The organism is Bacillota bacterium (assembly GCA_033549065.1).
Taxonomy (GTDB): Bacteria; Bacillota; Dethiobacteria; order DTU022; family DTU022; genus JAWSUE01.
Genome location: JAWSUE010000013.1, coordinates 11,501 through 36,405 on the forward strand (window position 1 = coordinate 11,501; position 24,905 = coordinate 36,405).

At 47.0% G+C, this 24,905-nt stretch carries 20 protein-coding genes; 13 read left to right on the forward strand and 7 right to left on the reverse strand.

The window, feature by feature from the left end:
* The 3 genes from SCJ97_09505 to rsmD form a co-directional block, all read left to right on the forward strand.
* On the forward strand, positions 1–645 hold a 645-nt coding region (locus SCJ97_09505), incomplete at its 5' end, for a peptidase C11 (GenBank protein MDW7740274.1).
* 93 nt (positions 646–738) lie between these two features.
* Entirely contained in the window at positions 739–1,191 is a 453-nt protein-coding gene (locus SCJ97_09510; GenBank protein ID MDW7740275.1) for a universal stress protein, read from the forward strand.
* 24 nt (positions 1,192–1,215) lie between these two features.
* Positions 1,216–1,776, forward strand: coding sequence for a 16S rRNA (guanine(966)-N(2))-methyltransferase RsmD (gene rsmD, locus SCJ97_09515; GenBank protein MDW7740276.1), 561 nt, complete (start codon positions 1,216–1,218; stop codon positions 1,774–1,776).
* Here the strand turns inward: rsmD and hisC are convergent.
* Complete coding sequence (hisC, locus tag SCJ97_09520; GenBank protein ID MDW7740277.1) at positions 1,739–2,845, reverse strand: histidinol-phosphate transaminase; 1,107 nt, start codon at positions 2,843–2,845, stop codon at positions 1,739–1,741. The genes rsmD and hisC overlap by 38 nt on opposite strands.
* Before the next feature lie 150 nt (positions 2,846–2,995).
* On the opposite strand from hisC, the gene hisH reads away from it, so the two are divergent.
* Genes hisH through pdxT form a run of 4 tightly spaced genes read left to right on the forward strand, consistent with a single transcriptional unit; the run spans position 2,996 to position 5,950 of the window.
* Positions 2,996–3,628: an imidazole glycerol phosphate synthase subunit HisH gene (hisH, locus tag SCJ97_09525; protein MDW7740278.1), complete on the forward strand. Its 633-nt coding sequence runs from the start codon at positions 2,996–2,998 to the stop codon at positions 3,626–3,628.
* A gap of 28 nt (positions 3,629–3,656) precedes the next feature.
* Positions 3,657–4,445: an imidazole glycerol phosphate synthase subunit HisF gene (gene hisF, locus SCJ97_09530; protein MDW7740279.1), complete on the forward strand. Its 789-nt coding sequence runs from the start codon at positions 3,657–3,659 to the stop codon at positions 4,443–4,445.
* A 33-nt stretch (positions 4,446–4,478) separates the two neighbouring features.
* Positions 4,479–5,363, forward strand: a complete 885-nt coding sequence (gene pdxS, locus SCJ97_09535; GenBank protein ID MDW7740280.1) for a pyridoxal 5'-phosphate synthase lyase subunit PdxS — start codon at positions 4,479–4,481, stop codon at positions 5,361–5,363.
* Positions 5,364–5,368: 5 nt separating this feature from the next.
* On the forward strand, positions 5,369–5,950 hold the full coding sequence (gene pdxT / locus SCJ97_09540; protein MDW7740281.1) for a pyridoxal 5'-phosphate synthase glutaminase subunit PdxT: 582 nt from the start codon (positions 5,369–5,371) through the stop codon (positions 5,948–5,950).
* 56 nt (positions 5,951–6,006) lie between these two features.
* Here the strand turns inward: pdxT and guaA are convergent, their stop codons facing one another.
* The 5 genes from guaA to SCJ97_09565 are packed head-to-tail and all read right to left on the reverse strand — an operon-like array spanning position 6,007 to position 13,629.
* Complete coding sequence (gene guaA, locus SCJ97_09545; GenBank protein ID MDW7740282.1) at positions 6,007–7,587, reverse strand: glutamine-hydrolyzing GMP synthase; 1,581 nt, start codon at positions 7,585–7,587, stop codon at positions 6,007–6,009.
* A 7-nt stretch (positions 7,588–7,594) separates the two neighbouring features.
* Positions 7,595–9,004 (reverse strand): amidophosphoribosyltransferase, encoded by a 1,410-nt coding sequence (gene purF / locus SCJ97_09550; GenBank protein MDW7740283.1) that lies wholly within the window; start codon positions 9,002–9,004, stop codon positions 7,595–7,597.
* Positions 8,994–10,364: a DUF5050 domain-containing protein gene (locus SCJ97_09555; GenBank protein ID MDW7740284.1), complete on the reverse strand. Its 1,371-nt coding sequence runs from the start codon at positions 10,362–10,364 to the stop codon at positions 8,994–8,996. The genes purF and SCJ97_09555 overlap by 11 nt, the downstream gene beginning before the upstream one ends.
* Entirely contained in the window at positions 10,365–11,189 is an 825-nt protein-coding gene (locus SCJ97_09560) for a prolipoprotein diacylglyceryl transferase (protein MDW7740285.1), read from the reverse strand.
* Positions 11,190–11,238: 49 nt separating this feature from the next.
* Positions 11,239–13,629 carry a DUF4339 domain-containing protein gene (locus SCJ97_09565; protein MDW7740286.1) on the reverse strand — a complete coding sequence of 797 codons (2,391 nt, stop codon included), beginning with the start codon at positions 13,627–13,629 and terminating at the stop codon, positions 11,239–11,241.
* 321 nt (positions 13,630–13,950) lie between these two features.
* Here SCJ97_09565 and SCJ97_09570 point away from each other — a divergent pair, with 321 nt between their 5' ends.
* The 6 genes from SCJ97_09570 (at position 13,951) to SCJ97_09595 (ending at position 23,080) form a co-directional block, all read left to right on the forward strand.
* Entirely contained in the window at positions 13,951–15,027 is a 1,077-nt protein-coding gene (locus SCJ97_09570; GenBank protein MDW7740287.1) for a glutamine amidotransferase family protein, read from the forward strand.
* Between the two features lie 18 nt (positions 15,028–15,045).
* The gene (locus SCJ97_09575; protein ID MDW7740288.1) at positions 15,046–16,557 is read left to right on the forward strand and encodes a glutamate synthase-related protein; all 1,512 of its coding nucleotides are present in this window, start codon (positions 15,046–15,048) and stop codon (positions 16,555–16,557) included.
* A gap of 9 nt (positions 16,558–16,566) precedes the next feature.
* Positions 16,567–18,780 carry an FAD-dependent oxidoreductase gene (locus SCJ97_09580; GenBank protein ID MDW7740289.1) on the forward strand — a complete coding sequence of 738 codons (2,214 nt, stop codon included), beginning with the start codon at positions 16,567–16,569 and terminating at the stop codon, positions 18,778–18,780.
* Positions 18,781–19,142: 362 nt separating this feature from the next.
* Entirely contained in the window at positions 19,143–20,897 is a 1,755-nt protein-coding gene (locus tag SCJ97_09585) for an ice-binding family protein (protein ID MDW7740290.1), read from the forward strand.
* A 167-nt stretch (positions 20,898–21,064) separates the two neighbouring features.
* Entirely contained in the window at positions 21,065–22,387 is a 1,323-nt protein-coding gene (glnA, locus tag SCJ97_09590; GenBank protein MDW7740291.1) for a type I glutamate--ammonia ligase, read from the forward strand.
* 129 nt (positions 22,388–22,516) lie between these two features.
* Positions 22,517–23,080, forward strand: a complete 564-nt coding sequence (locus tag SCJ97_09595) for an ANTAR domain-containing protein (GenBank protein MDW7740292.1) — start codon at positions 22,517–22,519, stop codon at positions 23,078–23,080.
* Here SCJ97_09595 and SCJ97_09600 read toward each other — a convergent pair.
* Entirely contained in the window at positions 23,055–24,665 is a 1,611-nt protein-coding gene (locus SCJ97_09600) for a CTP synthase (GenBank protein MDW7740293.1), read from the reverse strand. The genes SCJ97_09595 and SCJ97_09600 overlap by 26 nt on opposite strands.
* Between the last annotated feature and the right edge of the window lie 240 nt (positions 24,666–24,905).

Here is a 24,905-nt window from a genome sequence, read left to right on the forward strand (position 1 = left end):
TTCTATCAGAAAAACTATCTTGACGCAAGCAGTATCAAACTGACTCAAAAGGGAAATACCCGGGTTTTAAAACTCACGGACGATCAATGGGACCTGATCCAAACGATAGAACTTAATGTCTTTGTTGATGACGGTTACGGTTATATTGATTTAGGGCTCGATAACATCTATGAGTTTGACAGCGATGGCGATCTGATTATCGATTTTGACGGGACCTGGCTGGCTTTGGATAATCATGTTGTCGCATACTATGTAGAAAGCATTGAAGAATCCGGTGATTACTGGTCAATTACAGGACGCATCCCTGCCATGCTGAATGGAATGCTGGTAGATATAATCGTCCATTTCAACAACAGTTATCCCTATGGTATTGTTGCCGGCGCACGGATTAATTACGGCGAAATAACCGATACTGTAGCCAAGGGGTTAATCGAGATCAATCGTGGTGATGTTATAGATTTTCTATGCGATTTTTATTCATACAACCAGGAATATGAGGATAGCTACAACCTGGGTGAACAGATGATTGTTTCGGGCGATCTCATGGTTAGCAATGTAAGCATCGGTGATGCCCGCTATCTGGTCACTTATCGTCTGACCGATATTTACAACAACACTTACTGGACACCGGCAGTTGTGTATTAAATTATCCCACTGGCATGAGTAGCACAGCTAAAGGAGTTAGGCTCCATCCAATAGAAAGTATATCTTTAAATATAATTACGGAGAGTGATATTGATGAAAATCCTGGTATGCACCGACGGTTCAGCCCAAAGCCAGAAAGCTATAGATAAAACTCTCGAAATAACCGGCGGATGCAATGTTGAAAAGGTCACGGTAATTCATATTTATCAGAAGAGGTATGATTTTTTTGAAACAACGACAGACAGGCTTCCTATTACCCATGAAGACGTGAAGCATTTTCAAAATATAGAAGCAGAAGTAGAGAAAATGCTCCAGGAGATGCTCGATGATGCCATAAAGCCTTTTAAAGAAAGAAATATTAAAACCGATGCCGTTTTGAAGTCCGGCCACCCTTCCGAAACAATTGCCCGCTTTGCAGCCGAAGGAGACTACGATTTAATTGTGATTGGCAGCAGGGGATTGGGCGGTTTGAAAAAATTCTTTCTTGGCAGTGTAAGCAACGCTGTTCTGCAGGAAGCAGACCGTACAGTGATGGTTGTAAAATAAATTGATCGGTAAGTGGTGACTCCAGTGCGTGTTATAGCAGGCTCGGCAAAAGGGACAAAATTAAAAACGCCAAAGGGATTAACGGTCAGGCCAACAGCAGACCGGGTAAAAGAAGCGCTATTCAGCATTTTGGGATCATCTGTTATCGAATCGAACTTTCTCGATCTCTACGCAGGCAGCGGCGCTGTCGGCATTGAAGCTTTGAGCCGCGGGGCAGAAAGTGCTCTGTTTGTTGAAAATAAAAAGGAAAATATCGCTTTAATCAAGGACAATCTGGCCAAAACCAGGTTACTTGAAAGTGCCAGGTTAATTCATCTGGATGTTCTGAAAGCAATAAGAAAACTCGGTGATGAAAACTATAAGGCGGATCTGACATTTTTAGATCCGCCTTACGATATTCAGGATTTATCTTCAGTAGTTAAAAACATCTTCAAAGCAGAGATTATCGCCCGGGATGGGCTTATCATAGTCGAGCACTCCGTAAAAAACTGCGACTGGATAAAAAACTTCAGCAGTTACCGGCAGAAAAAGTATGGTGATACCTGCCTTACTTTAATTCGACCAGAACTTCTTTCAATGCGGTGAGGAAGCGCTTATTTTGTTCCTCTGTACCATAGGTTACCCTGATATATGTAGGATGACCGAAAATATCTCCGGTGCGGACAATTACACCCTTTCTTAGCAAGGCCTGAAAAGCCTGTTTCGAATCAACTTTGATATCGACAAAACAGAAATTAGCCTGATCGGGAACAGCTCTTAAGCCCAATTCAGCAAAGCCATCGGCCAGCTGCCTGCGGCTTTTCAGCACCAACTCACGGCTCTGCTCAAGGTGTTTAGTATCTCCCAGGGCTGCCCTGGCAGCAGCCTGGGCCATGGCGTTTACGTTAAATGGCTCACGGACCCGCCCCAGATCGGCAATAATTTCGGGAGTTGATATACCGTATCCGATCCGCAATCCGGCTAATCCGTAAATTTTTGAAAATGTCCTTAATGCTATTACCGGGTAACCCTTTTCGATATAATCCAATCCTGTCGGATGTTCCGGTTCATCAACATATTCAATGTAAGCCTGATCAAGAACAAGCAAAACATTATCCGGAAGTTTCTCAACAAACCGATCAAGGTCTTCTTTATAGACGATTGACCCGGTAGGGTTATTGGGACTGCAGATAAAAACAATTCTTGTTTTTTCATTAACCGCATTCAGGACTGCATCAAGATCGTAGGCAAAGTTCTCCCCGACCAGTGGGACTGCGCGGGGAATACCACCCATCAGCCGCATTGAAAAATCGTACTCGGAAAAGCTGGGCGCAACGGTAACAGCCTCTTCACCGGGGCTGACATAAAGCAGTGTAAGCAGAGCCAGCAGTTCGTCTGAACCGTTCCCGAAAACCAGCTGTTCAGGAGCAATCTTTATCTTTTCCGCCAAGAGCTGTTTTAGGTAAAAACAGTTTCCGTCCGGATAGATATGCATTTTCCTGACAAATTGCTGCATCTCTTCAATCGCCGCAGCTGAAGGCCCCAATGGGTTTTCGTTTGACGCCAGCTTGATAACATCTTTTAAACCTAGCTCTCTCTCAACTTCTTCCACCGGTTTTCCAGGCTGATATGGTTTGATCAATTGAAGGCATTCACGCATTAGCGGTTTCTTCATCAGATCCCCCCCTGACATATAAATTTATTATTATCTTTGCCGTAACCTTCAAATATCCTTTAAGATAAAAGATAATGATCAAATTTTAACTTACCGGGCAGCATCTTATGCTATATTATAAGAGCAGATGATTTGCGAAAGGGGTTGCCTATGTCTTCACTGGTAATCATTGACAGCGCATGCGCAAACTTAAACAGCATTTACAAGGCTGCGGCAAAAGCAGACTTATCACCGGTTATCTCTGATGATCCGCAGCAGATTAGCAACGCGGATGCAATCATCTTTCCCGGAGTCGGCTCCTTCGCCCATGCTTCAGGGATCATTGAATCCAGGGGCCTTACAAAAGCTTTACTGGCGGCAATTTCCCGCAACATTCCATTTTTGGGTATCTGCCTCGGTATGCAGCTCCTTTTTTCAGAAAGTGAAGAAACGGGCGAAAATTTAACTGACGTAAAAGGACTTGATGTTATTGCCGGAAAGGCCCGGCGTTTTCCAGATGGGCTGCCCGTTCCCCATGTTGGCTGGAACCAGGTTGAACCGGTAAAGGACAACAGTCTTTTTGAGGGTCTGGGAAAAGATACATTTTTCTACTTTACTCATTCCTACTATGTCCAGCCTGACATTAAAGAAAATACACTGGCACTGACCGAATACGGTTTTTCATTTACTTCTGCAGTAAATATAGGCAACCTGTACGGAGTGCAGTTTCACCCGGAAAAGAGCGGTCCTGCAGGCTTGCGCCTGCTCAGTAATTTTGGTAAGATTATAGCCGATCAACGATAGAAATTCGCTTAACTTTAGGAGATTTTCAATGCTGGCTAAACGGATTATACCCTGTCTTGATATACGCGATGGACGGGTCGTTAAGGGAACTAAGTTTGTAAATATCAGGGACGCCGGAGACCCCGTTGAACGGGCCTCCTTTTACGACAACGAAGGTGCCGATGAGCTGGTATTCCTTGATATTACCGCTTCTGTCGAAAAACGCCGGGCTATTATTGATGTAGTCCGAAAAACTGCAGAAGTAGTCTTTATTCCGCTTACAGTCGGTGGTGGCATAAACTCAACCGATTTTATGCAGGAGCTGCTGCAGAGCGGTGCGGATAAAATATCGCTTAATACTGCTGTCTTGAGCAACCCATCGCTGATCAGCGCCGGCGCTGATAAATTTGGCAGCCAGTGCATAGTAGTGGCCATCGACGCCCGGCGCATCCGGGAAGAAGGTCACAGCGACAGTTCGGCCCGGTGGGAAGTATACAGCCACGGCGGGCGTACTCCGACCGGCCTTGATACGGTTGAATGGGCCGCCAGGGCCGAACAGCTGGGCGCCGGAGAAATACTGCTTACTTCCATGGATGCAGACGGAACGCTTGACGGTTACGACACAGAATTGCTGCAGGCTGTTACAGGCGCAGTTAAGATTCCGGTTATTGCTTCCGGGGGGGCGGGAACGCTGGAACATCTTTATGAAGCCCTGACAGTGGGTAATGCCCATGCCGTTTTGGCTGCCTCAATTTTACATTACGGGACTTATAGAATAGCAGATATAAAGAAATATCTTTCCGACAAAGGGCTGCCGGTCAGGCCGGTAGCTGCATAACCAGATAATGAACCGTGAGAGGAGTATCAGATGATGAAAGAACAGGGAACTTACAGGGTTAAAAAGGGAATGGCCCAAATGCAAAAGGGCGGAGTGATCATGGATGTCACTACCGTTGAACAGGCAAGAATCGCTGAAAAAGCCGGAGCTGTAGCCGTTATGGCTCTTGAAAGGGTTCCGGCCGATATCAGGGCTGCCGGCGGTGTAGCCAGGATGGCCGACCCGGAAATGATTCTGAAAATAATGGATGCGGTAACCATCCCTGTCATGGCCAAAGTCAGGATCGGCCATTTTGCGGAAGCCCAGATCCTTGAAGAACTCGGTGTCGACTATATTGATGAAAGTGAAGTTCTCACTCCTGCCGACGAGCAGTACCATATAAATAAACATCTCTTCAAAGTCCCCTTCGTCTGTGGGGCAAGAGACCTGGGTGAAGCGCTCCGCCGCATATCGGAAGGAGCAGCAATGATCCGCACCAAAGGCGAGCCTGGCACCGGTAACGTTGTTGAAGCAGTTCGCCACATGCGCAGAGTTATGGATCAGATTCGCCAGGTTAAAGCCAAAGCCGAAGACGAATTGGTTGTACTGGCCAAAGAAATGGGTGTATCGATTGACTACCTCCTCGAAGTTAGAAAGGAAGGCCGCCTGCCGGTTGTCAACTTTGCTGCCGGAGGAATTGCATCGCCTGCTGACGCGTCGCTGATGATGCAGTTGGGATCTGATGGAATTTTTGTCGGATCCGGGATATTTAAATCTGAAAACCCTGAAAAAGTTGCCGAAGCCATCGTTCAGGCGACGCTGCACTACGATGACCCGAAAATTTTGGCCAAAGTATCCAGGGGTCTTGGTGAAGCCATGCCCGGCCTGGAAATGTCATCTTTGACAGAAGCGGACAGAATGCAGGAACGGGGCGTATAAGAAGAATGAAAATTGGAGTTCTCTCCGTTCAGGGCGCTGTCTCCGAGCACCTGAGACACCTTGAACGCTGCAATGTTGAAGCAGTTGCCGTTAAACATAAAGAAAGCCTGGATAGCGTTAGTGGTTTGATCCTCCCCGGGGGAGAGAGCACCACAATTGGCAAATTGATCGAGGTTTTCAGCCTGGCCGACTCAATACGCGAGCGGAACCGCAAAGGGAATCTGGCCATTTTCGGGACCTGCGCCGGAATGGTCCTTTTGGCTAAAGATATACTTGACGGCGCAGTAAATCAACCGACTCTCGGTTTAATGGATATCAAAGTGAAACGTAACGCTTTCGGAAGGCAGCGGGAGAGTTTTGAAACCGACCTTCAGTTTAATTCTCTTGATACACCTCTCAAGGCGGTTTTCATCAGGGCGCCGATTATAAAAGAAGCCGCCGACTCCGTGGAGATACTGGCTGATATGCCCGAGGGCATAGTTGCAGCAAGACAGGGGAACCTGCTGACCACATCATTTCATCCCGAGCTTACCGATGACCTGAGAGTTCACGAATATTTTATCAGGATCTGTAAAAATATAAGCTAACTAGAAAGGGCACGAATTTTTGTGCCCTGATGCATATTATTATCTTTTTTTCTGCCCTACTCCCACTCGATTGTTCCGGGGGGTTTCGAAGTTATATCATAGACCACTCTGGCCACTTCGGGGATTTCACCGGTTATTCTGGCTGAAACTTTCTCCAACAAATCGTGGGGCAGCCGGGCCCAGTCCGCTGTCATGGCATCTTCGGAAACTACTGCCCTGAGGGCAATAACCGGTCCGTAGTGGCGGTCGTCTCCCTTTACCCCGACTACATTTACTCCAGTCAGGACTGCAAAATACTGCCAGAGCTCTTCAGAATGGCCGGCGTTGATAATTTCCTCCCGGAAAATTGCATCTGCCTTTTTAAGCAGATCCAGTTTTTCCGACGTAATATCATCAATTATGCGAACAGCCAGGCCGGGGCCGGGGAATGGCTGGCGTTTCAATATGGAATCTGGAAGTTCCAGTTCAGCGCCGACCAACCTTACCTCATCTTTAAAAAGTTCCCGCAGAGGTTCAATCAAATCAAATCCCAATTCAGCCGGCAGCCCGCCTACGTTATGATGTGACTTGATCACGGCGGCGCCGCTGACAGTGCCACTCTCAATAACATCGGGATAGATGGTCCCCTGGGCCAGGTAAGTTATATCGCCCATGGAGAGCGCTTTTTCCTTGAAAACATTAATGAATTCGGCACCGATAATCTTTCTCTTTTCTTCAGGATCGGTTACTCCGGCAAGGCTGTTCAAAAAGCGTTCAACCGCATTAATATGAATAAACTGGCCTTTTAAACGCTCTTTAAACAACTTCACTACCTGTTCTGCTTCGTTTAACCGGAGCAGGCCGTGATCGACAAAAATAAATACAGACCTTTCACCTAAAGCCTGATCCAACAGAAAAGCGACCACTGACGAATCCACGCCCCCGCTTAAGGCACATACCACTTTCTCTTTATCGCCGACAGTTGTTCTTATTTTAGCCACAGCATCTTCTACAAAACTTCTGGGAGTCCAGGTATGGCTGCAGCCGCAAACCTGGTAAAGGAAGTTTTTCAGTACATGGTTACCTCCCGGTGTGTGAAAAACTTCAGGGTGAAACTGTACACCGTAAATTTTTCTGGCATGATCACCGATAGCGGCCATCGTATTGTTTTCTGTTCTGGCCAAAACTGAAAATCCGGGTGGAGGTGTCAGCACTTCGTCCTGGTGACTCATCCAACCACACTGCGCATCCTCCTTGCTGAAAACATTTCCACTGAACAGCGGATCCAGCTCAACTATTTGAAATGTCGTCCGACCGAACTCAGACCTTGTTCCTCTCTTAACCTCCCCTCCCATCTCTTTGGCCAATAACTGCATTCCGTAGCAGATGCCCAAAATGGGAATGCCGCCTGTAAATATAGCCGGATCGCAGCGCGGCGCATCTTCACTGTAAACACTGGCCGGGCTCCCGGAAAGGATCAACCCCAAAGGTTTCAACTCTTCTATTATATTCCAGGAAGTGGTGTAGGGTAGAAGCTCACAATAAACCCCGGCTTCACGCACTCTTCTGGCAATAAGCATGCTGTACTGTCCGCCGAAATCAAGGATTAGAACCTTCTCACGGGTACTTGCCGATTGATCATTCAAAAAATGTTCCATATTTATTTCACGCTCCCTTGTTTACTCCACGTTCGGGGTAATTACCTGAGAAGCAGGCGGTACAGAATTTATCATGATCGGCCTCGACTGCAATATAGAGATCTTCAGGTTCGGCAAAAGTTATGGAGTCTGCTCCAATCACTTCTGCAAGCCTGTCGAAGTTTTCATTCAGGGCTGCCAGTTCCTCGGCAACCGGTATGTCTATACCATAGTAACACGGGTTTTTATATGGTGGGGAAGCAATACAGAGGTGGACCTCTTTTGCCCCGGCATTTTTAAGCAGTGAAGTAAGGATCCTGGCTGTAGTTCCCCTGACCAGGGAATCGTCAACTACGGCAACTCTCTTGCCCTTGATTAGCTGGGCAATCGGGTTAAATTTAAGGCGTACTGCAACCTCCCGTTCACTCTGAGTCGGTTCTATAAATGTCCGCCCCAGATAGGGGTTACGGTGTACCGCCCACTCAAGCGGCAGGTTAAGTTTTTCAGCCAGGCCGATAGCGGCTGAAACCCCCGAGTCTGGAGACGGGATAATCATATCCAGTTTTGCTGAAATCCGGTTTGCCAGCAGGGCGCCAACTGCCTTGCGGACCAGGTGAACATTCCTGCCATCAATTACACTGTCAGGGCGGGCAAAGTAAACATATTCAAATATACACAATGCCGGTGGCTGTATGCTATCTGGCGGGTATGAGGTCAAGCCTTTTGAATCGATAACAACAATTTCCCCGGGAAGAACTTCACGCAAAAACTTTGCCCCAACTGTATCCAGGGCAGCTGTTTCCGATGCCAGAACATATGCCCCGTTGAGGGAGCCGATGACCAGCGGACGGAAACCCAGGTGATCCCTGAAAGCAACCAGTTGGTTTTCATCCATAACAACCGCTGCATATGCTCCCTGCGCAATACTCATTGTTTTCCGAACGGCATTGGCCAGTCCCAGTCGGCGGTATCTGAAAAGGTAAGTTAGCAGAATCTCCGTGTCTGACGAGGTATGAAAGATATGCCCTTCATCCAATAGTTCGTTGTAAAGACGCCTGGTGTTGGTCAGGTTGCCATTATGCGCAAGAGCAATTCCTTTTTGATCGTAAGAACGGGCAATCAGGGGTTGGGCATTTGCAGGGCTGCTTGATCCTGTTGTCGAGTAGCGGACATGGCCGAGTATAGTACTTTCATTAATCATCGAGAGTTCCTGTCGTGAAAATACCTGTTCGACCAGACCCATTTTTTTTATCGCCTGCAGGCCGGCAGCTCCCTTGAAAGCCATACCGGCGCTTTCCTGACCCCGGTGCTGAAGCGCCAGCAAGCCGAGGTAGGTCAACATTGCCGCATTGCCCGGCCTGGAATAGTTATAGATGGCAAATATACCACATTTTTCCTGCGGTTTTTCCGAAATATTTATTTCATGGTTAAAATTCATCTTCAGCATATCGCCTGCCGGTTCCATCAGTTTTGATCTTGTAAATCGTGTCCTCTTCATCAAAATCTAAATAGTAGATCCAATCACCAATCACTGCGTTGTAACGAGCTGAATCGGCAGTGATTTTTTCACTGCTGCTTCCATCGGCCTCTATCCTGTAAAGGGCAAAATTATCGGCTTCATTTGAATAGTAGACCCAGCCGCTGCTTGCATTGGCAAACCAGGCCGGGTGGTCGGTCAGCATTCTGTCACCGGTTCCATCAACCCTGACTCTGGCCAACCTTGAGCGATCAGCCTCATTAATATAATAGATCCAGCCATCTTCCGTAACAGTGATCCCGCTGGTAAATACATCATTAACCTGTTCTTTATCGCTGCCATCCAGACTTATTCTATAGATTGTATCACGATCACTCTGGTTAATGTAATAAATCCAGCCATCAACCACATTCAAAAACCAACTGTAATCGGTATTCAGTCGCTGTTCGTTGTTACCGGCTGTATCGATCCTGTAGAGGTTATAAGCATCATCCTCATTGACATAGTAAAGCCAGCCATCAACCAGGTTTAAAAACCAGACACTGTCAGCGATGACAACCGACCGGTCACTGCCATCGGTTCTAATCCTGTATAGATGGTTTTGATCGTCCCGGTTGACGTAAAAGATCCAATCATTCAGGACATTAATAAACCAGGCTGAATCGCTAGTAATCAGAGTTGTCTCTCCGGTGAGCATATTGCTCCTGGTCAGGGCACCGCCCTGATTTGAGCGAAAATATACCCAATTTCCTTCGACAGCAGCAATTCCACCATTCGATATATTACCGGGAGCATTACCGGATCCCATCGGGAAATTCAAACCGAGCTCCTCCTCAACTGAAATTTCTTCAACTGTGGGAGGGAGGATCTCTTCTTCAATCACCGGTCCAATATCGACGACCTCTTCGTCCGGACCAACTGCCGGTACACCGGTATCTCTAAGCAGAAAATAATATATGCCGGCACCTGACAGAAGAACTACAGCCAGAACAGCTATTATAATAATCGGTATCAGCTTGCCGCCGCTTTTTGCAGGTGCAGGCCCCGTAGCCTCGGTCTTCTTCTCCGTGACCTGTTTTTCAGGTTTCTGAACTGAAACCGATTTGACCAATTGGGCAGGCGGAGGGGGAGCTGACTTAACAAAATCTGGTATATTCGTCAAACCGGGGATCTGTCCTGCTTCAACCCAATTATCCAGCTCCTGATTCCAAACCTGATCAGTCGAATTCAGTTTTCCAGACTTCGATTCCTGCCATAACTGTTCCCAGGTGAATGGTCCATGCTGCGTACCATCTTTATAGTAGTACCATCCCTCTTTCATTTATACTACCTCCTGCCGTTTCTCAGAATTAAGTGCTATAAATATCCAGACAGAGAAAAAAAGAATTGCCAGGCTATATACCAGAGGCCCGCGGATCAAATTAGAGATATCACTGGCAATCGGAAAATCTCTAAAATAATAGGTTATCAAACGTCCTGCTGAAAAAATCAGTCCGAATACAGCTGCAGCCAAACCTTCCTTTACTCTGCTTTTTATTAGTATCCACGCCGCCAGGGATGCTATAAACGCTGCCCCCATTTCATAAAACTGAGTGGGATGAACCGCCCTGGGTGGTAAGAACATGGCCAGTGGCGAAACATAAATCTGGGCCAGGTGAGAACCGGAAGCTGCAGGAAATACTATACCCCAGGGAACAGTGGTTACCTTACCGTAACAACATCCATTCAGGAAACAGCCGGTCCTCATAAACATAACGGAAATACCAACATGAGGCGCCAGATAATCGGTCATCTTCATAAAAGGCACCTTGTTAAAACGTGTGGCAAGCCACCATGTGATCAGCGAAAGAAGAAGACCCCCGTAAAGTGTAAAGTTTGCCAGCCTCAACTGCCATATTATGGACGGATTATCAATAACATCCTGTAGATAGAGTACCAGGTAGAGCAGTCGTGAACCGATTAAAAAAGCGGCGATTGTCAAAGAAATTACGATAATGATTTTCAGATTCGAAAGCCTTTCCTCTCTTAAATGCTTAACAGCAAAAACTGTTAAATAAACTGCAGCAAGAAAACCGAAGAAACGGTAAGCGCCTACAGTAAAAGTACTTCCTTCAGCAAATGCTATTTCGAACAAGACTGGATACATAAACTTATCCTTCCGGAATGCTTATTCTCAGCCATCTTAACAAGTTCGCTTAACGACCCGCCCTGACCGCTCTCCAGGTGCCCGACATAAAAGTAGAACCGCTGCCTGATGGAACATTAAAGGTTCCGCTTATACTGTCGCTGCCCTGGGCTGTTCCTTCAAATACAGTAGTCCATCCCTGATCTGCCAAACTGAAACTGATTTTGCCGTCTTTATATACTGCCTTGAAGCTTTGTGGCTCTTCGTCTGCACTTACTCCATCAGGCAAAACCTGATCAAACTGGATTACTATAGTTCCGGTATAAGAATCTCCTACATCGGTCGGTTGAAATTCAAGTACCATGGGCACATCCACATTTAGCAGTGATCGAAAAACTTCCTGGATCATTTCGACAATACCTGCGCCCATAGCCTCTTCACAACCTTCGGCAGCTTCCTGTGCCACCGCCGGGTTTTCATCCAGGATGGCGCAGTAAGTCATCACCCAATAACCTTCCCACCTTCCGGTCAGATCAATTTCGTCCAGGTTGAATGTTACATCAACTCTTGCACCCGGTTCCTTAAGTTTAAATTCTGCTTCCATCGTATCTTTTCCGTCAGGTCCGAGGCCGGAGAGAACTACCAGGCCGGTTGGTTCGGCATTTAGCAGCCCCAGCAGGGTAAACTTCATTTCCCATATACCGTCTTTATCGGTTTCTCCCTGCCAGAGAGCCTGATTCCGACCGGTTCCAATCATAACCGGCATACCCTCAACGCTGACCGGTTGACCGTCGATCTCACTGGGTATTACAGTAACCCGCAGTGTATATACACTGTTGAGCAAGCTGCCGATTCTTCTAACCTCATTGTTATAATAGCTCTGCTGCCTTTCTATCCTGATCTGTTTGGCCAGCCGCTGAAAAACAGGCTGCAGTGAATTAACCAGCTCGGCTTTATGGTTTTCGGCAATTCGCTTTTCCAGGGCCTGGTTGCTTCCCCCTGAATAGGTAAAGCCCTGGCTGGTATCACTAAAGGCAAAAGTCATCCCATCTGTATCGTTCCAGAAAGCGTAAACATAGCGGTTAATTTCTTCGGCGATCATTTTTTCAGCCTCTTCGGGTGAAGGTGCCTGGTTTGTTATTTTATAAAATGTCTTATACCAGTCAACATTATTCCTGACTTTAAACCCGGGGATGGTCGAATAGTCTGAGCCTCTGTAATAATAGCGACTGTAGGCATCAACATACATCTGTTCTCTACCGGCAATTGCCGTCGTGGCAAATTTATTCAAACTGTAATCGATGGCAAAGACACCGACAGAAGCAATTTTCATTGCCGAAGTACCCCATTTGCCGATGGCATAGTTTCCAAGGTCTTTGGTAAAGGTTAGAACAGCGGGAGCAGGGTTCTGGCCGTCAAGATTTATCGCCAACTGAACAAAGGCCAGACCCAAACCGAGATCGCCCATCCAGTTATTGATCGTATTCAGGGTGCCAACTTCAAATACTTCTTCCATGAAGGTCAAAGTCGGCCCCATTACACCAAACATTTCGGCAGCCGCGTCCCAACCGGCCTTGATCGCGCTGTCACCGGCAGCGCCACCCGAACCCATAGATGAGATCATGTCGGCAATTTCCTCCGGGTCGGCTGTATAGGCGCTTCCAGGCAGGTATATTGGCGTGCGGACCCGGGCCATCGGGGAATCAGGATCGGTCGAAGATCTTCTCACCCTGGCAAATTCTGATAGGTGGTAAGTAAAAATAGTTATCGTGTTTTTCTGTGGGTTAACTTCATAAACAACATGTTCCCATTCTCCCGAAACTTCATTGTAATAAAGGGCTCCAATATAATCTCCCGGGTTGACACCCTGGGGAATAGAAGCCGGATCATAAGGTATTTCAATTTCAAGGACTCCGGCCAGTTCATCGTAGCTGCCGAGAGTTATGTTATATGTATCGTCCAATTGGGCATCCTGCGGAGCTGCACTAAAATTACCCCTTAACGTAACATTCAAGTCCGCAGGTTCGTCAAGCATATCACCCGGAATGGTGATCCGGATCTCATCTGCCCTTCCAAATACCTGGGCATCTTCTGAGGGCTGCACGGTTTCCGAGATTAATACTTTATCTCCGCCTCCAAAAGGCAGCCCAATAAACCGAACCAAAATAAAAGCGGCCACAACAATTAAGAGTGCTGCGCCGCCGATGATAGCAAGTTTGGTAAAAGATTTTTTCTTTTGAGCCTTTACAGGGCTGCCGGCTTCAATTACTTCTCCGCCATAAGCATCAGCCGAACCGGAAAGCTCCGGAACTGTATCCACCCGTCTCCACTCACCAAGGTGTTCACTCCAGACGAGATCGTTGTTGTAAATATTGCCTGTCTGCAAAAAGTACTGCATTTCTTCAAGAGTATAAGGGCCATAGTTATTACCTTCCCGTGAATAGAACCATTGAGTGGACAAGTGTACTCATCTCCTTATATTTCGGCTGGTAAATTATGAAGTTAAATCATAGTTTCAATTATAAACTATACCTCAATTTGATAGAAGCATTTTTCATTAATTCATAGAAAAATAATCCGTGTATTATGAGAATAGTCATTAATTATCGAAAATATAAACTTATTCATTTCCCTTGACATCACATCATAAAAGTGATTAAAATGATTTTTACACCCATTTATTCAATCCGGTAAGCACCGGTATATAATACACGTTCACTTAACCGGGTTATGGGCTCTTTTAATACCATTAAACATATCGAATAAGGAGGCTTTACCCCGGATGTGTGGAATTGTCGGTCTCATTAACAGCAACAGAATAAAGGAAAACGGCACACGAATCAAAAAGGGCATCCATCTGATGAATGATCGGGGTAATGGCCTCGGTGCAGGATACGCTGCCTACGGGATTTATCCCGATTATCATGATTTTTATGCCCTGCATATCATGAGTACGGATGAAAAATCGATGGATAGGGCAAAACAGTATATTGACCGGTGGTTTAATATTGAGCACGACAGTTCTATCCCGGTTTGGTCCGGTAAAATTATTGACCATCCTCTCTTTCATCTTTTCTTCGTCAAGCCCTCACTACCCCCGGGTGAACGTGGCTCGGGAGAAGAGAGCGACGATGACTATGTCGTCTCCAAATGTATGGAACTGAATAAGACTATCGATGGGGCGTACACGTGCTCGAATGGAAAAAACATGGGAGTGTTTAAGGGCGTGGGTACGCCTCTTGATATTTATGACTTCTTCCAGCTCGATAACTACGAAGGTTACAGCTGGTTGGGCCATAACCGCTTTCCGACAAATACCCCCGGCTGGTGGGGTGGAGCTCACCCTTTCAGCATTCTTGAGTGGTCCATCGTCCATAACGGCGAAATATCTTCATATGGCATCAACAAGCGTTACCTCGAATCTTTTGGCTATTTCTGCCAGCTTCAGACAGACAGTGAAGTTATCGCCTACCTGATTGATCTCTTGATCCGCCAGCACGGCTTAAGCATTACGGAAGCCACCACGGTTTTGGCTCCGCCATATTGGAGCACTATCGAACGGATGGAGGAGTCTGAAGAAAAAGATAAATTGACCACACTCCGGGTGATCTACGAACAGGCAATGCTGAACGGGCCCTTTGCGGTTTTAACCACATTTGACGCTGGAATGTTCAGCCTGACCGATAATACCAAGCTGCGCCCGATGACCGCAGGCCGCCATAATGATTATACCTATTTTGCCAGTGAAATCGCTTCACTGTACGAAATGGATAACGATATAACCGATATAGTTACTCCCCGGGCAGGACAACCGATAACTGCCCTCTTTAATGAAGAATCTGCCGGGGTTAATCTTTAAGGAAGGAGGATTATGATAATGGAGCAAAGGATTGATCAACCGGGACAGTATTCAAACTTTCAACCGGTGTTTGACCTGGAACTCTGCGATGGATGTGGCGAATGCGCGGTCCAGTGTACATTTAACGAGATCAGAATTGAACCGCGCGGCGACAGAAAAATTCCTGTGGCCAACCGCCAGGCCTGTGGCGCCTGCCACCGCTGTGAGGTAATGTGCCCGCGACGGGCTATTTATATTGAAGAAAAACCGCTCGCCCTAAGAAAGCATGCTGTCTGGAAAGCGGCTGATCTTAAAAGGGTCCACTATCAATCTTCTTCCGGGGCGGTAAACCTGACCGGTTTCGGTTCTGACAAGGACCTGCCCACATACTGGGATAACCTCGTTTTTAACGCCTGCCAGGTGACAAATCCCTCTATCGACCCCCAGCGGGAGCCGATGGAAACAGTGACCTACCTTGGGCGGAAAGCGTTATCAAGGCAGGAGGCTATCAAAAGCGGCAGTAATGGCAGTTTGATCAAGTTAAAGCTTCCGGTCGTCTTTGCCCCTATGTCTTACGGCAGTATCAGCCTTAACCTTCAGAAAGCCATTGCCCGGACGGCAGTAGAGAAAGGTTTGATCTGGTACTCCGGTGAAGGCGGACTTCATGAAGATTTATATCCTTTTGCCGGCCATGCTGTTTTACAGGTTGCATCCGGTCGTTTTGGTGTTAATCCTTCATACCTGAAAGTTGCCCGGGCATACCAGATAAAAATCGGGCAGGGCGCAAAACCCGGAATCGGGGGACACCTGCCCGGGGAAAAAGTGCTATCCGGTATATCACAGACAAGAATGATTCCGGAAGGCAGCGATGCCATTTCACCGGCACCCCAACACGACATTTATTCAATTGAAGATCTGCGCCTACTTATCTATGCTATCAAGGAAGCCAGCGGATATAAGCCGGTCTGTGTAAAGATTGCGGCAGTTAACAATTCTGCCGCCATTGCCAGCGGCATTGTCAGGGCCGGGGCCGATATGGTTTACATTGACGGATTCCGCGGAGGTTCGGGAGCAACCCCTTCCATAGTAAGAGATAATGTTGGAATTCCCGCCGAACTCGCCCTGGCAGCAGTTGACCAGCGACTTCGGGAAGAGGGAATCCGCAACCAGGCATCGATCATTATTGCCGGGGGATTCCGTAACAGCGCGGATGTTATGAAAGCAATTGCCCTCGGAGCTGATGCGGTTGCCATAGGCAGTACCGTTCTGGTTACCTGCGGCTGCCACGGCTGTCAGCGCTGCCACAGCGGAAAGTGTCCCTGGGGAATCACCACCAATGATCCCGAAATCAGCAAACGACTTGACGAAGATTGGGCATTCGAACGCTTAAGCAACCTGATCGATGGTTGGAGTCACGAAATGAAAGAAATCATGGGTTTAAACGGAATTTACGATATCGGCTCTTTCAGGGGTAACAGGCTGATCCTGCGCGGGGTCGGACTTTCAGAAAAAGAACTTGACATCCTGGGCATTAAACACGCCGGAGAATAAGGTGATAATATGGTCCAAAAAGTTGTTCAACAAATAGATGCTAAAGGAATCTACTATCGTGAATTAAATGAAATGATCCGGCAGTCTGTAGAAAAAGGCAGCCGCCACATCAGGATTATTAATGTCCGGGGCCAGAGGTATCTGTCTGCAGGTTTGACAGAAGAAGACCTGCTGCTTGAGATTGAAGGGGTCCCCGGCGACGATTTGGCATTCTGTCTTGGGGGACCTACTGTAAAGGTTTACGGTCACGGACAAAACGCAATTGCCAACACCATGGACAGCGGCAAGGTTTATGTCCATGGAATGGGCGGGGATGCCCTGGCCTATGGAATGCGCGGAGGGAAATTATTTATCCGCGACAATGTTGGCTACAGGGTTGGAATTCATATGAAAGAATATAAGGATTCGAAACCGGCAATTGTAATCGGCGGAACCACCGGTGACTTTCTTGGAGAGTACATGGCCGGGGGAACCATTCTCATTCTTAACAGTAAAAATATTACCGATAATGTTGCCGGTCAAGCCGATAAAACACTGGCGACCGGTATTCATGGTGGAGAAATATACATCTTTAATTACGAAATTCCGGATTACATGCCCGGGATTGGCGCTGTAATAAGAAGTGTCAGCAAAAAAGAGTCCGAAACCATCAGACCCCTCGTGGAAGAATTCTGTGATGAGTTTGATTTTAATTCAAATGAACTGCTTGAAAGAGATCTGGTTAAGATAGAACCGGCCGGAAGCAGACCCTTCAGTAAATTTTATTATCCGGCATACCCGGTTAACACGGGGCTGGTCCCTGTCCAAAAAGAGATGGCCTCTCCCTGTGAATCAAACTGCCCGGTCGGCATTCCAACCGGTCGTTTTCTGGGCCATATTCGTCACGGCGAGTACAGCGAAGCGCTGGAGCTGATTGACTCTTACACTCCTTTCCGCTACAGCAATTGCGGCTTCATCTGCGCTTACCTCTGCATGGATGCTTGCAGCAGGGGCAAAATCGATTTTTCTGTCCGTACTGCTGAACTGGCCCGCGGTTTTCACGGCAAACACAAAGTGGGTAAGATAGGCGAGCACAAGGGTAAAATTATTATCATCGGAGCCGGCCCGGCCGGTTTAAGCAGCGCATATTTTTTGGCCCGCCTCGGCTATGACGTAGAAATTTATGAAGCCGGTGATCAACCGGGAGGTAAAATGTACCAGGTAATTTCAAGGAAGAGGCTGCCCCTGGAAGATCTCGACCGGGACATTAAAAATATTACCGATTTGGGTATAAAATTTCATTTTAACCAGAGGGTGAACAGTAAGCTCTTTAAAGAACTGATGGAGAGAGCTGACCATATTATAGTTGCCATCGGCGCCCATCACCCCCTTCTTCCGCCGGTTAAAGGCAGGGAGCTGATCAAGGGCGGTATAGATTTTCTGAAATCTTTCAACTTAGGCGAAGAGATAAAGATCGGCCCCAGGGCAGTTCTGATCGGCTGCGGTGATGCCGCACTCGACGGAATGGAAGCGCTTTCAAAGCTCGGATTGAAACCGAACCAGATAACCGCAATCGACATTCAGACCCCCTCTGCCAAACCGGAAGAACTGCAAAAATGGGTAAGTGCGGGTGTGGAAGTGATGTACCCCTACTTCCTGGAAGAAGTAGTTGAAGAAGGGGTTGTAGTTCGCGACAGTACAGGCAGCAAGACTTTTCTTCCCGGAGATGCTATCGCCTTTATCAACGAAAAACCAAAACTCGACTTTCTCCCGGCCGACCTTACCGATCATCTCAATGCCCGCGGTTTTTTTGAAACGCTTGATGATACCGGTGCAACCACCCATCCGAATATTTCAATCACCGGAGATGCCGTCGGGCTTGGCCTGGTGGCCAATTCAATCCGAAAGGGCCGCGAATGTGCCAACCGCATCCATGCAAGCATGCAGGGCGAGGTTTACAAACCTGAAATTAAAGAAGCGATCGATCCTTTTGACCTACGCCTGCACACCAACAGGCCATACAATGATCCAGAGGAAATAACTATCAGGGAAGAATATACCCGCTGTCTCCACTGCGGGATTTGTGTCCGCTGTGACGAATGTGTCGAGGCCTGCCCACGGGAGGCCAGGACAAGAGAAGGAACAACATTCACCATAGACCTAAGCAAATGCGGAGGCTGTGGAACCTGTGCTGCAACCTGCAGGGGCGGGGTCATCAGAATGGTTCCCCGGGATAAAAACTGACAAAATCTTCAGTTATTACCTGTCAAGAATATGTGAAATTGTCACTTTGAGCGTAATATATGGTGAGGCTGAATGCCTCACCTTTTTACGTCAGCCCTTTGATTTAGTTCTTAATAACTGGGCTAACCATAATTCCTCTGCATCAGCTGATTGTTACGGGATACTGGCATTAACGGGGTTAAAATATTTATTTTCAGGTGGCCTGAAATTATAATGTTTTTTTCTATTTGACCAGCAAATTAATTAGAAAAATGCGAATAGTGCTAATTTACATCTGCGCAACTAATTCACTATTATTATGTAAACATGATTTAGAATTATTATTCTAAATCATAATAAATCATAGAAGGGGGGGAAATGAAATGACATTACGAATTAGAAAATTTAAGAAGTTTTGGATTCTGACTGCGGTCCTTATCGCAGCAATGCTGTTGCTTATTCCGGCGATTGCTTTCGCCGAAAGTGATGACAGTGTTGCTGTTGACAGCAGCTCTGATTCAGAAGAACTATCTAATTCCGATGATTCTACAACAGAATTACCCTCCACAGATGCCGAAGCTAATGACAGTGAAGATGCTGGCAGCACAGAAATCTCAACCTCAGACAGTTCTGATACAGATGAAACATCTGATTCCTCTGATTCCTCTGATTCCTCTGATTCTACAACAGAATTATCCTCCACAGATGATGATGCAACTGAAGAGAACACCATTCCTGACGAGGATGATCCCCTGTTACCGGAGAATGGCTCAACTGAAATCTCTGGCAGTGGAGGTAACTCCTACTCCGCAGTGATAACGCCAGATGACGATGACGAACTCGGGGTTAATGAACCAGCCAGTTTCACTGTTACTTTTACCGAGGAAAGTGACAGCACTCCACTAATCTCGGCACAGTTGATCATTCCAGATGAATTCACATCCATTAGCCTGGGTGCAATTACTGCCTCTGATGACAAGAACTGGAATGGAGGGCTGGTTGGTCAGGTAATTTCTTTATGGGCTGATGCTCAAGATCACTATCTTGGCCAGGATGACTGGGTTTCGGTAGTATTTACTGCCACGACCCCGTCAGTTCCCGGAGATTACACCTTTGAAACGCTGGCCTGGACGGATTCATTAGGAGACAACGATGAACCGGATGGGACACCAAAGAAATTAGAACTCGGAACAGCCGAATCTTTTGCGGTTTTAGCCGGCTCGGGAATTACCGTTGATGGAGCAGTCAACACTACCATAATCTATGGTGATATCGGTTCACATCCAATTGATACATACACTGGTGATGGAAACGTTGTTCAAACTGGTGGATTTGTATACCTTGCTGATGAAGGTGGTGTTGCAGAGCAGGCTAAGGCTGATCTGCTAACTGCTTATCTTGACGCTGCCGGAAGAGACAGTGATACGGATATTACCGGACTCGATCTGGGCAACCTTAGTTCATTGGCGGAGCCTTTAGAGCCCGGTGTATACACAGCAAGTTCCAGTTTGGGCTTGACGGGGACTCTCTATCTTTATGCCGATAGCCCATACGACGCTTTTATTTTCCAGATCGGAACAACGCTCACCACAGCATCATACAGCAACATTGTCCTTCTGGGTGAAGCTACTTTCTGCCAGGTTTTCTGGCAGGTCGGCAGCTCTGCGACCCTGGGAACATACTCCACTTTTGTGGGGCATATTCTGGCCTTGACAGATATCACAGCAACTACCGGTGCGACAGTGATTGGTCAGTTATTAGCTTTAAATGGCGCAGTCACCCTTGATACTAATACCATCACGAACCGCCCTTGTAGTAGTATTAACGCTCCTGCTGATGGTTATGATGAAACCCTGGTTGTTACTATCGTTAATGGTGACGGAAACGGAACTGGTGACGGAAACGGAACTGGTGACGGAAACGGAACTGGTGACGGAAACGGAACTGGTGACGGAAACGGAGACGTAGATGGTACAACACTCTTGGGGTCGGAATATGACAGCAATTCAGATACTCTATCGGCCGGAATAGTTGCCCTGCCTGCAACAGGCGGACTGACGCTCGCACATGTTCTTTATGCTCTAGGTGGGATGATGATGACCGTTGGAGGAATTATGCTCAAAAGAAAAATCAAGTAAAATTTCTCGTTAATGTCTATAATATATAAAAATGTCACCTTGACATAGATTAACGGCTCATATATAATGATTTTGGGCAAAGGCGCCCGCATAAACAGTCTGATGACTGCAAGCGGGCGTCTTCTCTTTTTATTCATAAACATTTTAAGGAGATGATCCAATTGGGAATGACAAAAGAAGAAATACTGGCAATTGCAAAGGAATCCGGAGTTAAATTTATCCGCCTTCAATTCACCGATCTAGTAGGCCAGCTAAAAAACGTGGCTATCACATCCGATCAGCTGCCGAAAGCACTCGATAATGAATTGATGTTCGACGGTTCTTCAATTGAGGGGTTTGTTCGAATTGAGGAATCTGATATGTACCTGCGGCCGGATCCCGATACCTTTACCATTTTCCCCTGGCGTCCCCAGGAAGGTGGGGTTGCCAGACTGATGTGTGATGTTTATACCCCCGAAGGAGAACCCTTTGCCGGGTGCCCCCGCAGCCAGCTTCAGCGGGTTATTGCCATTGCTGCAGAAGACGGCTATTCCATGAACTGCGGACCGGAAGCTGAATTTTTCATGTTTCATACAGATGATCACGGCGCGCCCACTCTGCATACCCATGACCAGGGCGGATATTTTGATCTCGCACCTACCGATCTCGGCGAAAACGCCCGCCGCGACATGGTATTGAATCTCGAACAGATGGGCCTGGAAATAGAAGCCTCTCACCACGAGGTTGCTCCCGGCCAGCATGAAATAGATTTCAAATATAGCGATGCTCTGCGTACAGCCGATGACCTGTCAACCTTCAGATTTGTTGTCAGAACTGTAGCACAGCGCCACGGACTTTATGCTACCTTTATGCCGAAACCGATAGCCATGATAAACGGTTCCGGTATGCATACCCATCTTTCATTGTTTAAAGACGGAAAAAATATATTCTATGACCCCGATGCACCTGAAGAGATGAGCCAGGAAATGCTATACTTCGTCGGAGGCCTTCTCAAACATGCCAAAGGTTTCACCGCCGTGACCAACCCTCTGGTCAATTCATATAAAAGACTGGTTCCCGGTTATGAAGCCCCGGTGTATATCGCCTGGTCTCATCGTAACCGCAGTCCGCTGGTAAGGGTACCGGCCCGCAGGGGAATTGGCACAAGGGTAGAACTACGCAGCCCTGATCCTTCCTGTAACCCCTATCTGGCCTTTGCCGTAATGCTCAAAGCAGGTTTGGATGGAATCAAGAACAAGATTATGCCGCCCGATCCGGTAAATCTTAATATCTACGCGATGACTGATGAAGATAAGCAAAATCACAAGATTGAAAGCCTGCCGGGAACTCTTTTTGAAGCGATCAAAGAGCTTGACAAAAGCCCGGTAATCCAGGAAGCGCTTGGCGAACATATTTACGACCGCTTCCGTGAAGGCCGGATGAAAGAATGGATGGATTACCGTATACAGGTCCATGACTGGGAAGTCAAACAGTACCTGGCCCGGTTCTAATCGAAAATTAAAAGTAAAACTATAAAATCTTTACTTTGAAGCCGCCCTTAATGGGCGGCTTCATGGTTTATGCACTCTTTCTCATGTTATAATATTGAAAACCATTTTCACTTGCCGAGGTCCTTGCAAATGGCGGCACATAATTTTGATTACTGTATTGGTACAGCCAACTCTGCTTTCAAAAAAGTTGTATCAGGGATGTTAAACAGCTCCGGTTTCATCTCCGCCGGAGACGGAACAAGCACCCCTCTATTATTGCGTACTCTGCGTTCAGTTCAACCATGGCTTGCAGTGATCGATACAGAGCTACCGCCCGGAAACATTGAAGAACTGGCCGATATTATTGAAGCGGATAATCTGTCGGCTGCCATATTTATTAGCACCCGCGGAAGAAGTCTCAAAAATTACGTTCAGCTAGACTGGCCTGTTGAGCCTCGGGTTCTTACTGCCGTGGCCGAAGCTGTCTGTAACGAATTTGCCCGGAAAAAGAAACTGCAAAACCGGATAAATGATCTGCAGAGAAAGTTAAATGAGAGAAAACTAATCGAAAAAGCTAAAGGCATCATAGCTGATAACCTAGGCTTCAACGAAGCAGATGCATATAATTATTTAAGGGAAAAAAGTATGGAGCGGAGAATATCGATGGCCGAAATGGCCGGTCTGGTAGTTACCGCGCCTGGCCTTTTTTCCTGATAGCCGCACCGATGAAGTCTCTGAAAAGAGGATGTGCCTTTGTCGGTCTCGATTTAAATTCAGGATGGAACTGTACAGCCACAAACCAGGGGTGATCTTTTAATTCAATCATTTCAACCAGGTCGGCTTCTTCGTTGATCCCGCTGAAGACCATTCCCGCTTTTTCCAGCACCGGCATAAATTCATTGTTAAATTCATATCGGTGCCTGTGTCTTTCATTAATCTGGCGTTCCCCGTAAGCTTTTTCTGCCAGTGTTCCCGGTCTAATCGTGCAGGGATAAGCACCCAACCTTAAAGTCCCACCTATACGGGTAATTTCTTTCTGCCCCGGCAGGTAATCGATAACCGGTCCCGTGGTATCGGGACAAAACTCCGTACTGTGTGCTCCATTTATGCAGGCTACATTACGGGCAAACTCGATAACCGCACACTGCATACCAAGGCATAAGCCGAGGAATGGAGTTTTACTTTCCCGGGCAAAACGAACTGCGTTGATCTTACCCTCTATTCCACGTTCACCAAATCCTCCGGGGACGAGAATACCATCAACTTTGTCTAATTTACCGCTTGCTGAAACCGATTCGAGATCTTCAGCCGGCACAAGAATAGTTTTAACCGCAGTATTGTGTTCCAATCCTGCATGGAAGAGCGCTTCGTTAATGCTGATATAAGCGTCTCGCAGCTGAACATATTTGCCAACCAGGGCTATGGTTACTTCTTCATTAAAATTATATGACTCGTGAACAAGATCCTTCCACCGCTGCATGTCTGAGGATTTGCAGGAGAGGTTAAGTTTGTCCAGAACCATCTGATCGAGATTTTGTTCCTGCAGTAGCAGTGGCACTTCGTAAATAACCCTGGTATCAAGGTTTTCAACCACTTCATTGGGCTGAACATTACAGAAGAGGGCTATTTTTTTTCTAAGATCATCCGAAAGCGGATACTCGGTCCGGCAAACAATAATATCCGGCTGAATACCGATACTGCGCAGTTCTTTTACACTGTGCTGTGTCGGCTTTGTCTTCAACTCACCGGACATTCGCAGATAGGGTACAAGAGTAACGTGAATAAAAATCACATTTTCCCAGCCAAGATCGTAACGAAGCTGTCTGATCGCTTCCATGAAGGGCAGGCTCTCTATATCACCAACCGTCCCACCGATTTCAGTTATTACTACATCGAGATCAAGGTTACGGTCCAGCTTGGTAACACAGTCTTTGATCTGATCGGTGATATGGGGAATAACCTGGACTGTATTGCCATGATAATCACCGTCCCGTTCACCCTGAATAACCGACCAATATACCCTGCCGGCAGTAACGTTGTTGTCACGGGTTAAATGTTCGTCAATAAATCGTTCATAATGCCCCAGGTCCAGGTCTGTTTCTGCCCCGTCATCGGTAACAAAAACCTCACCGTGCTGGTATGGGCTCATTGTTCCCGGATCATAGTTGATATAGGGGTCAAATTTTTGAATGGTCAGCTTTAAACCTCTGTTTTTCAGCAAGCAGCCCAGAGAAGCAGCTGTAATTCCCTTACCAAGAGATGAAACCACACCGCCTGTAATAAAAATATACTTTGTCATAAGCGCCCCCCTTACCGGCTCAGCAACTGCTGCAGCTGGTTTTGCTTCACCCGCCGCAACCTGAGGAGGCGGTTCCACTGTCAGAACTTCCTCCCGAGGTTCGAAATGTAGAGAAGATCTTCTTTGCATCCCGTCCGCACGAAGGACAGCTTACACTTTTTACTGTACTGCTGCACAACTCTTCGATTTTCTTTTTGCACTCAGAACAATAAAACTCGTAAAGAGGCAAAACCACACCTC

Excerpts from the sequence above, each read along its gene's own strand:
- hisC (MDW7740277.1), bottom strand. The coding sequence starts at position 2,845 with ATGAAGAAACCGCTAATGCGTGAATGCCTTCAATTGATCAAACCATAT.
- SCJ97_09595 (MDW7740292.1), top strand. The coding sequence starts at position 22,517 with ATGGCGGCACATAATTTTGATTACTGTATTGGTACAGCCAACTCTGCT.
- SCJ97_09555 (MDW7740284.1), bottom strand. The coding sequence starts at position 10,364 with ATGAAAGAGGGATGGTACTACTATAAAGATGGTACGCAGCATGGACCA.
- SCJ97_09510 (MDW7740275.1), top strand. The coding sequence starts at position 739 with ATGAAAATCCTGGTATGCACCGACGGTTCAGCCCAAAGCCAGAAAGCT.
- SCJ97_09585 (MDW7740290.1), top strand. The coding sequence starts at position 19,143 with ATGACATTACGAATTAGAAAATTTAAGAAGTTTTGGATTCTGACTGCG.
- SCJ97_09570 (MDW7740287.1), top strand. The coding sequence starts at position 13,951 with ATGTGTGGAATTGTCGGTCTCATTAACAGCAACAGAATAAAGGAAAAC.
- guaA (MDW7740282.1), bottom strand. The coding sequence starts at position 7,587 with ATGGAACATTTTTTGAATGATCAATCGGCAAGTACCCGTGAGAAGGTT.
- SCJ97_09600 (MDW7740293.1), bottom strand. The coding sequence starts at position 24,665 with ATGACAAAGTATATTTTTATTACAGGCGGTGTGGTTTCATCTCTTGGT.
- pdxS (MDW7740280.1), top strand. The coding sequence starts at position 4,479 with ATGAAAGAACAGGGAACTTACAGGGTTAAAAAGGGAATGGCCCAAATG.
- hisF (MDW7740279.1), top strand. The coding sequence starts at position 3,657 with ATGCTGGCTAAACGGATTATACCCTGTCTTGATATACGCGATGGACGG.
- hisH (MDW7740278.1), top strand. The coding sequence starts at position 2,996 with ATGTCTTCACTGGTAATCATTGACAGCGCATGCGCAAACTTAAACAGC.
- SCJ97_09575 (MDW7740288.1), top strand. The coding sequence starts at position 15,046 with ATGGAGCAAAGGATTGATCAACCGGGACAGTATTCAAACTTTCAACCG.
- SCJ97_09580 (MDW7740289.1), top strand. The coding sequence starts at position 16,567 with ATGGTCCAAAAAGTTGTTCAACAAATAGATGCTAAAGGAATCTACTAT.
- SCJ97_09560 (MDW7740285.1), bottom strand. The coding sequence starts at position 11,189 with ATGTATCCAGTCTTGTTCGAAATAGCATTTGCTGAAGGAAGTACTTTT.
- glnA (MDW7740291.1), top strand. The coding sequence starts at position 21,065 with ATGACAAAAGAAGAAATACTGGCAATTGCAAAGGAATCCGGAGTTAAA.
- pdxT (MDW7740281.1), top strand. The coding sequence starts at position 5,369 with ATGAAAATTGGAGTTCTCTCCGTTCAGGGCGCTGTCTCCGAGCACCTG.
- purF (MDW7740283.1), bottom strand. The coding sequence starts at position 9,004 with ATGAATTTTAACCATGAAATAAATATTTCGGAAAAACCGCAGGAAAAA.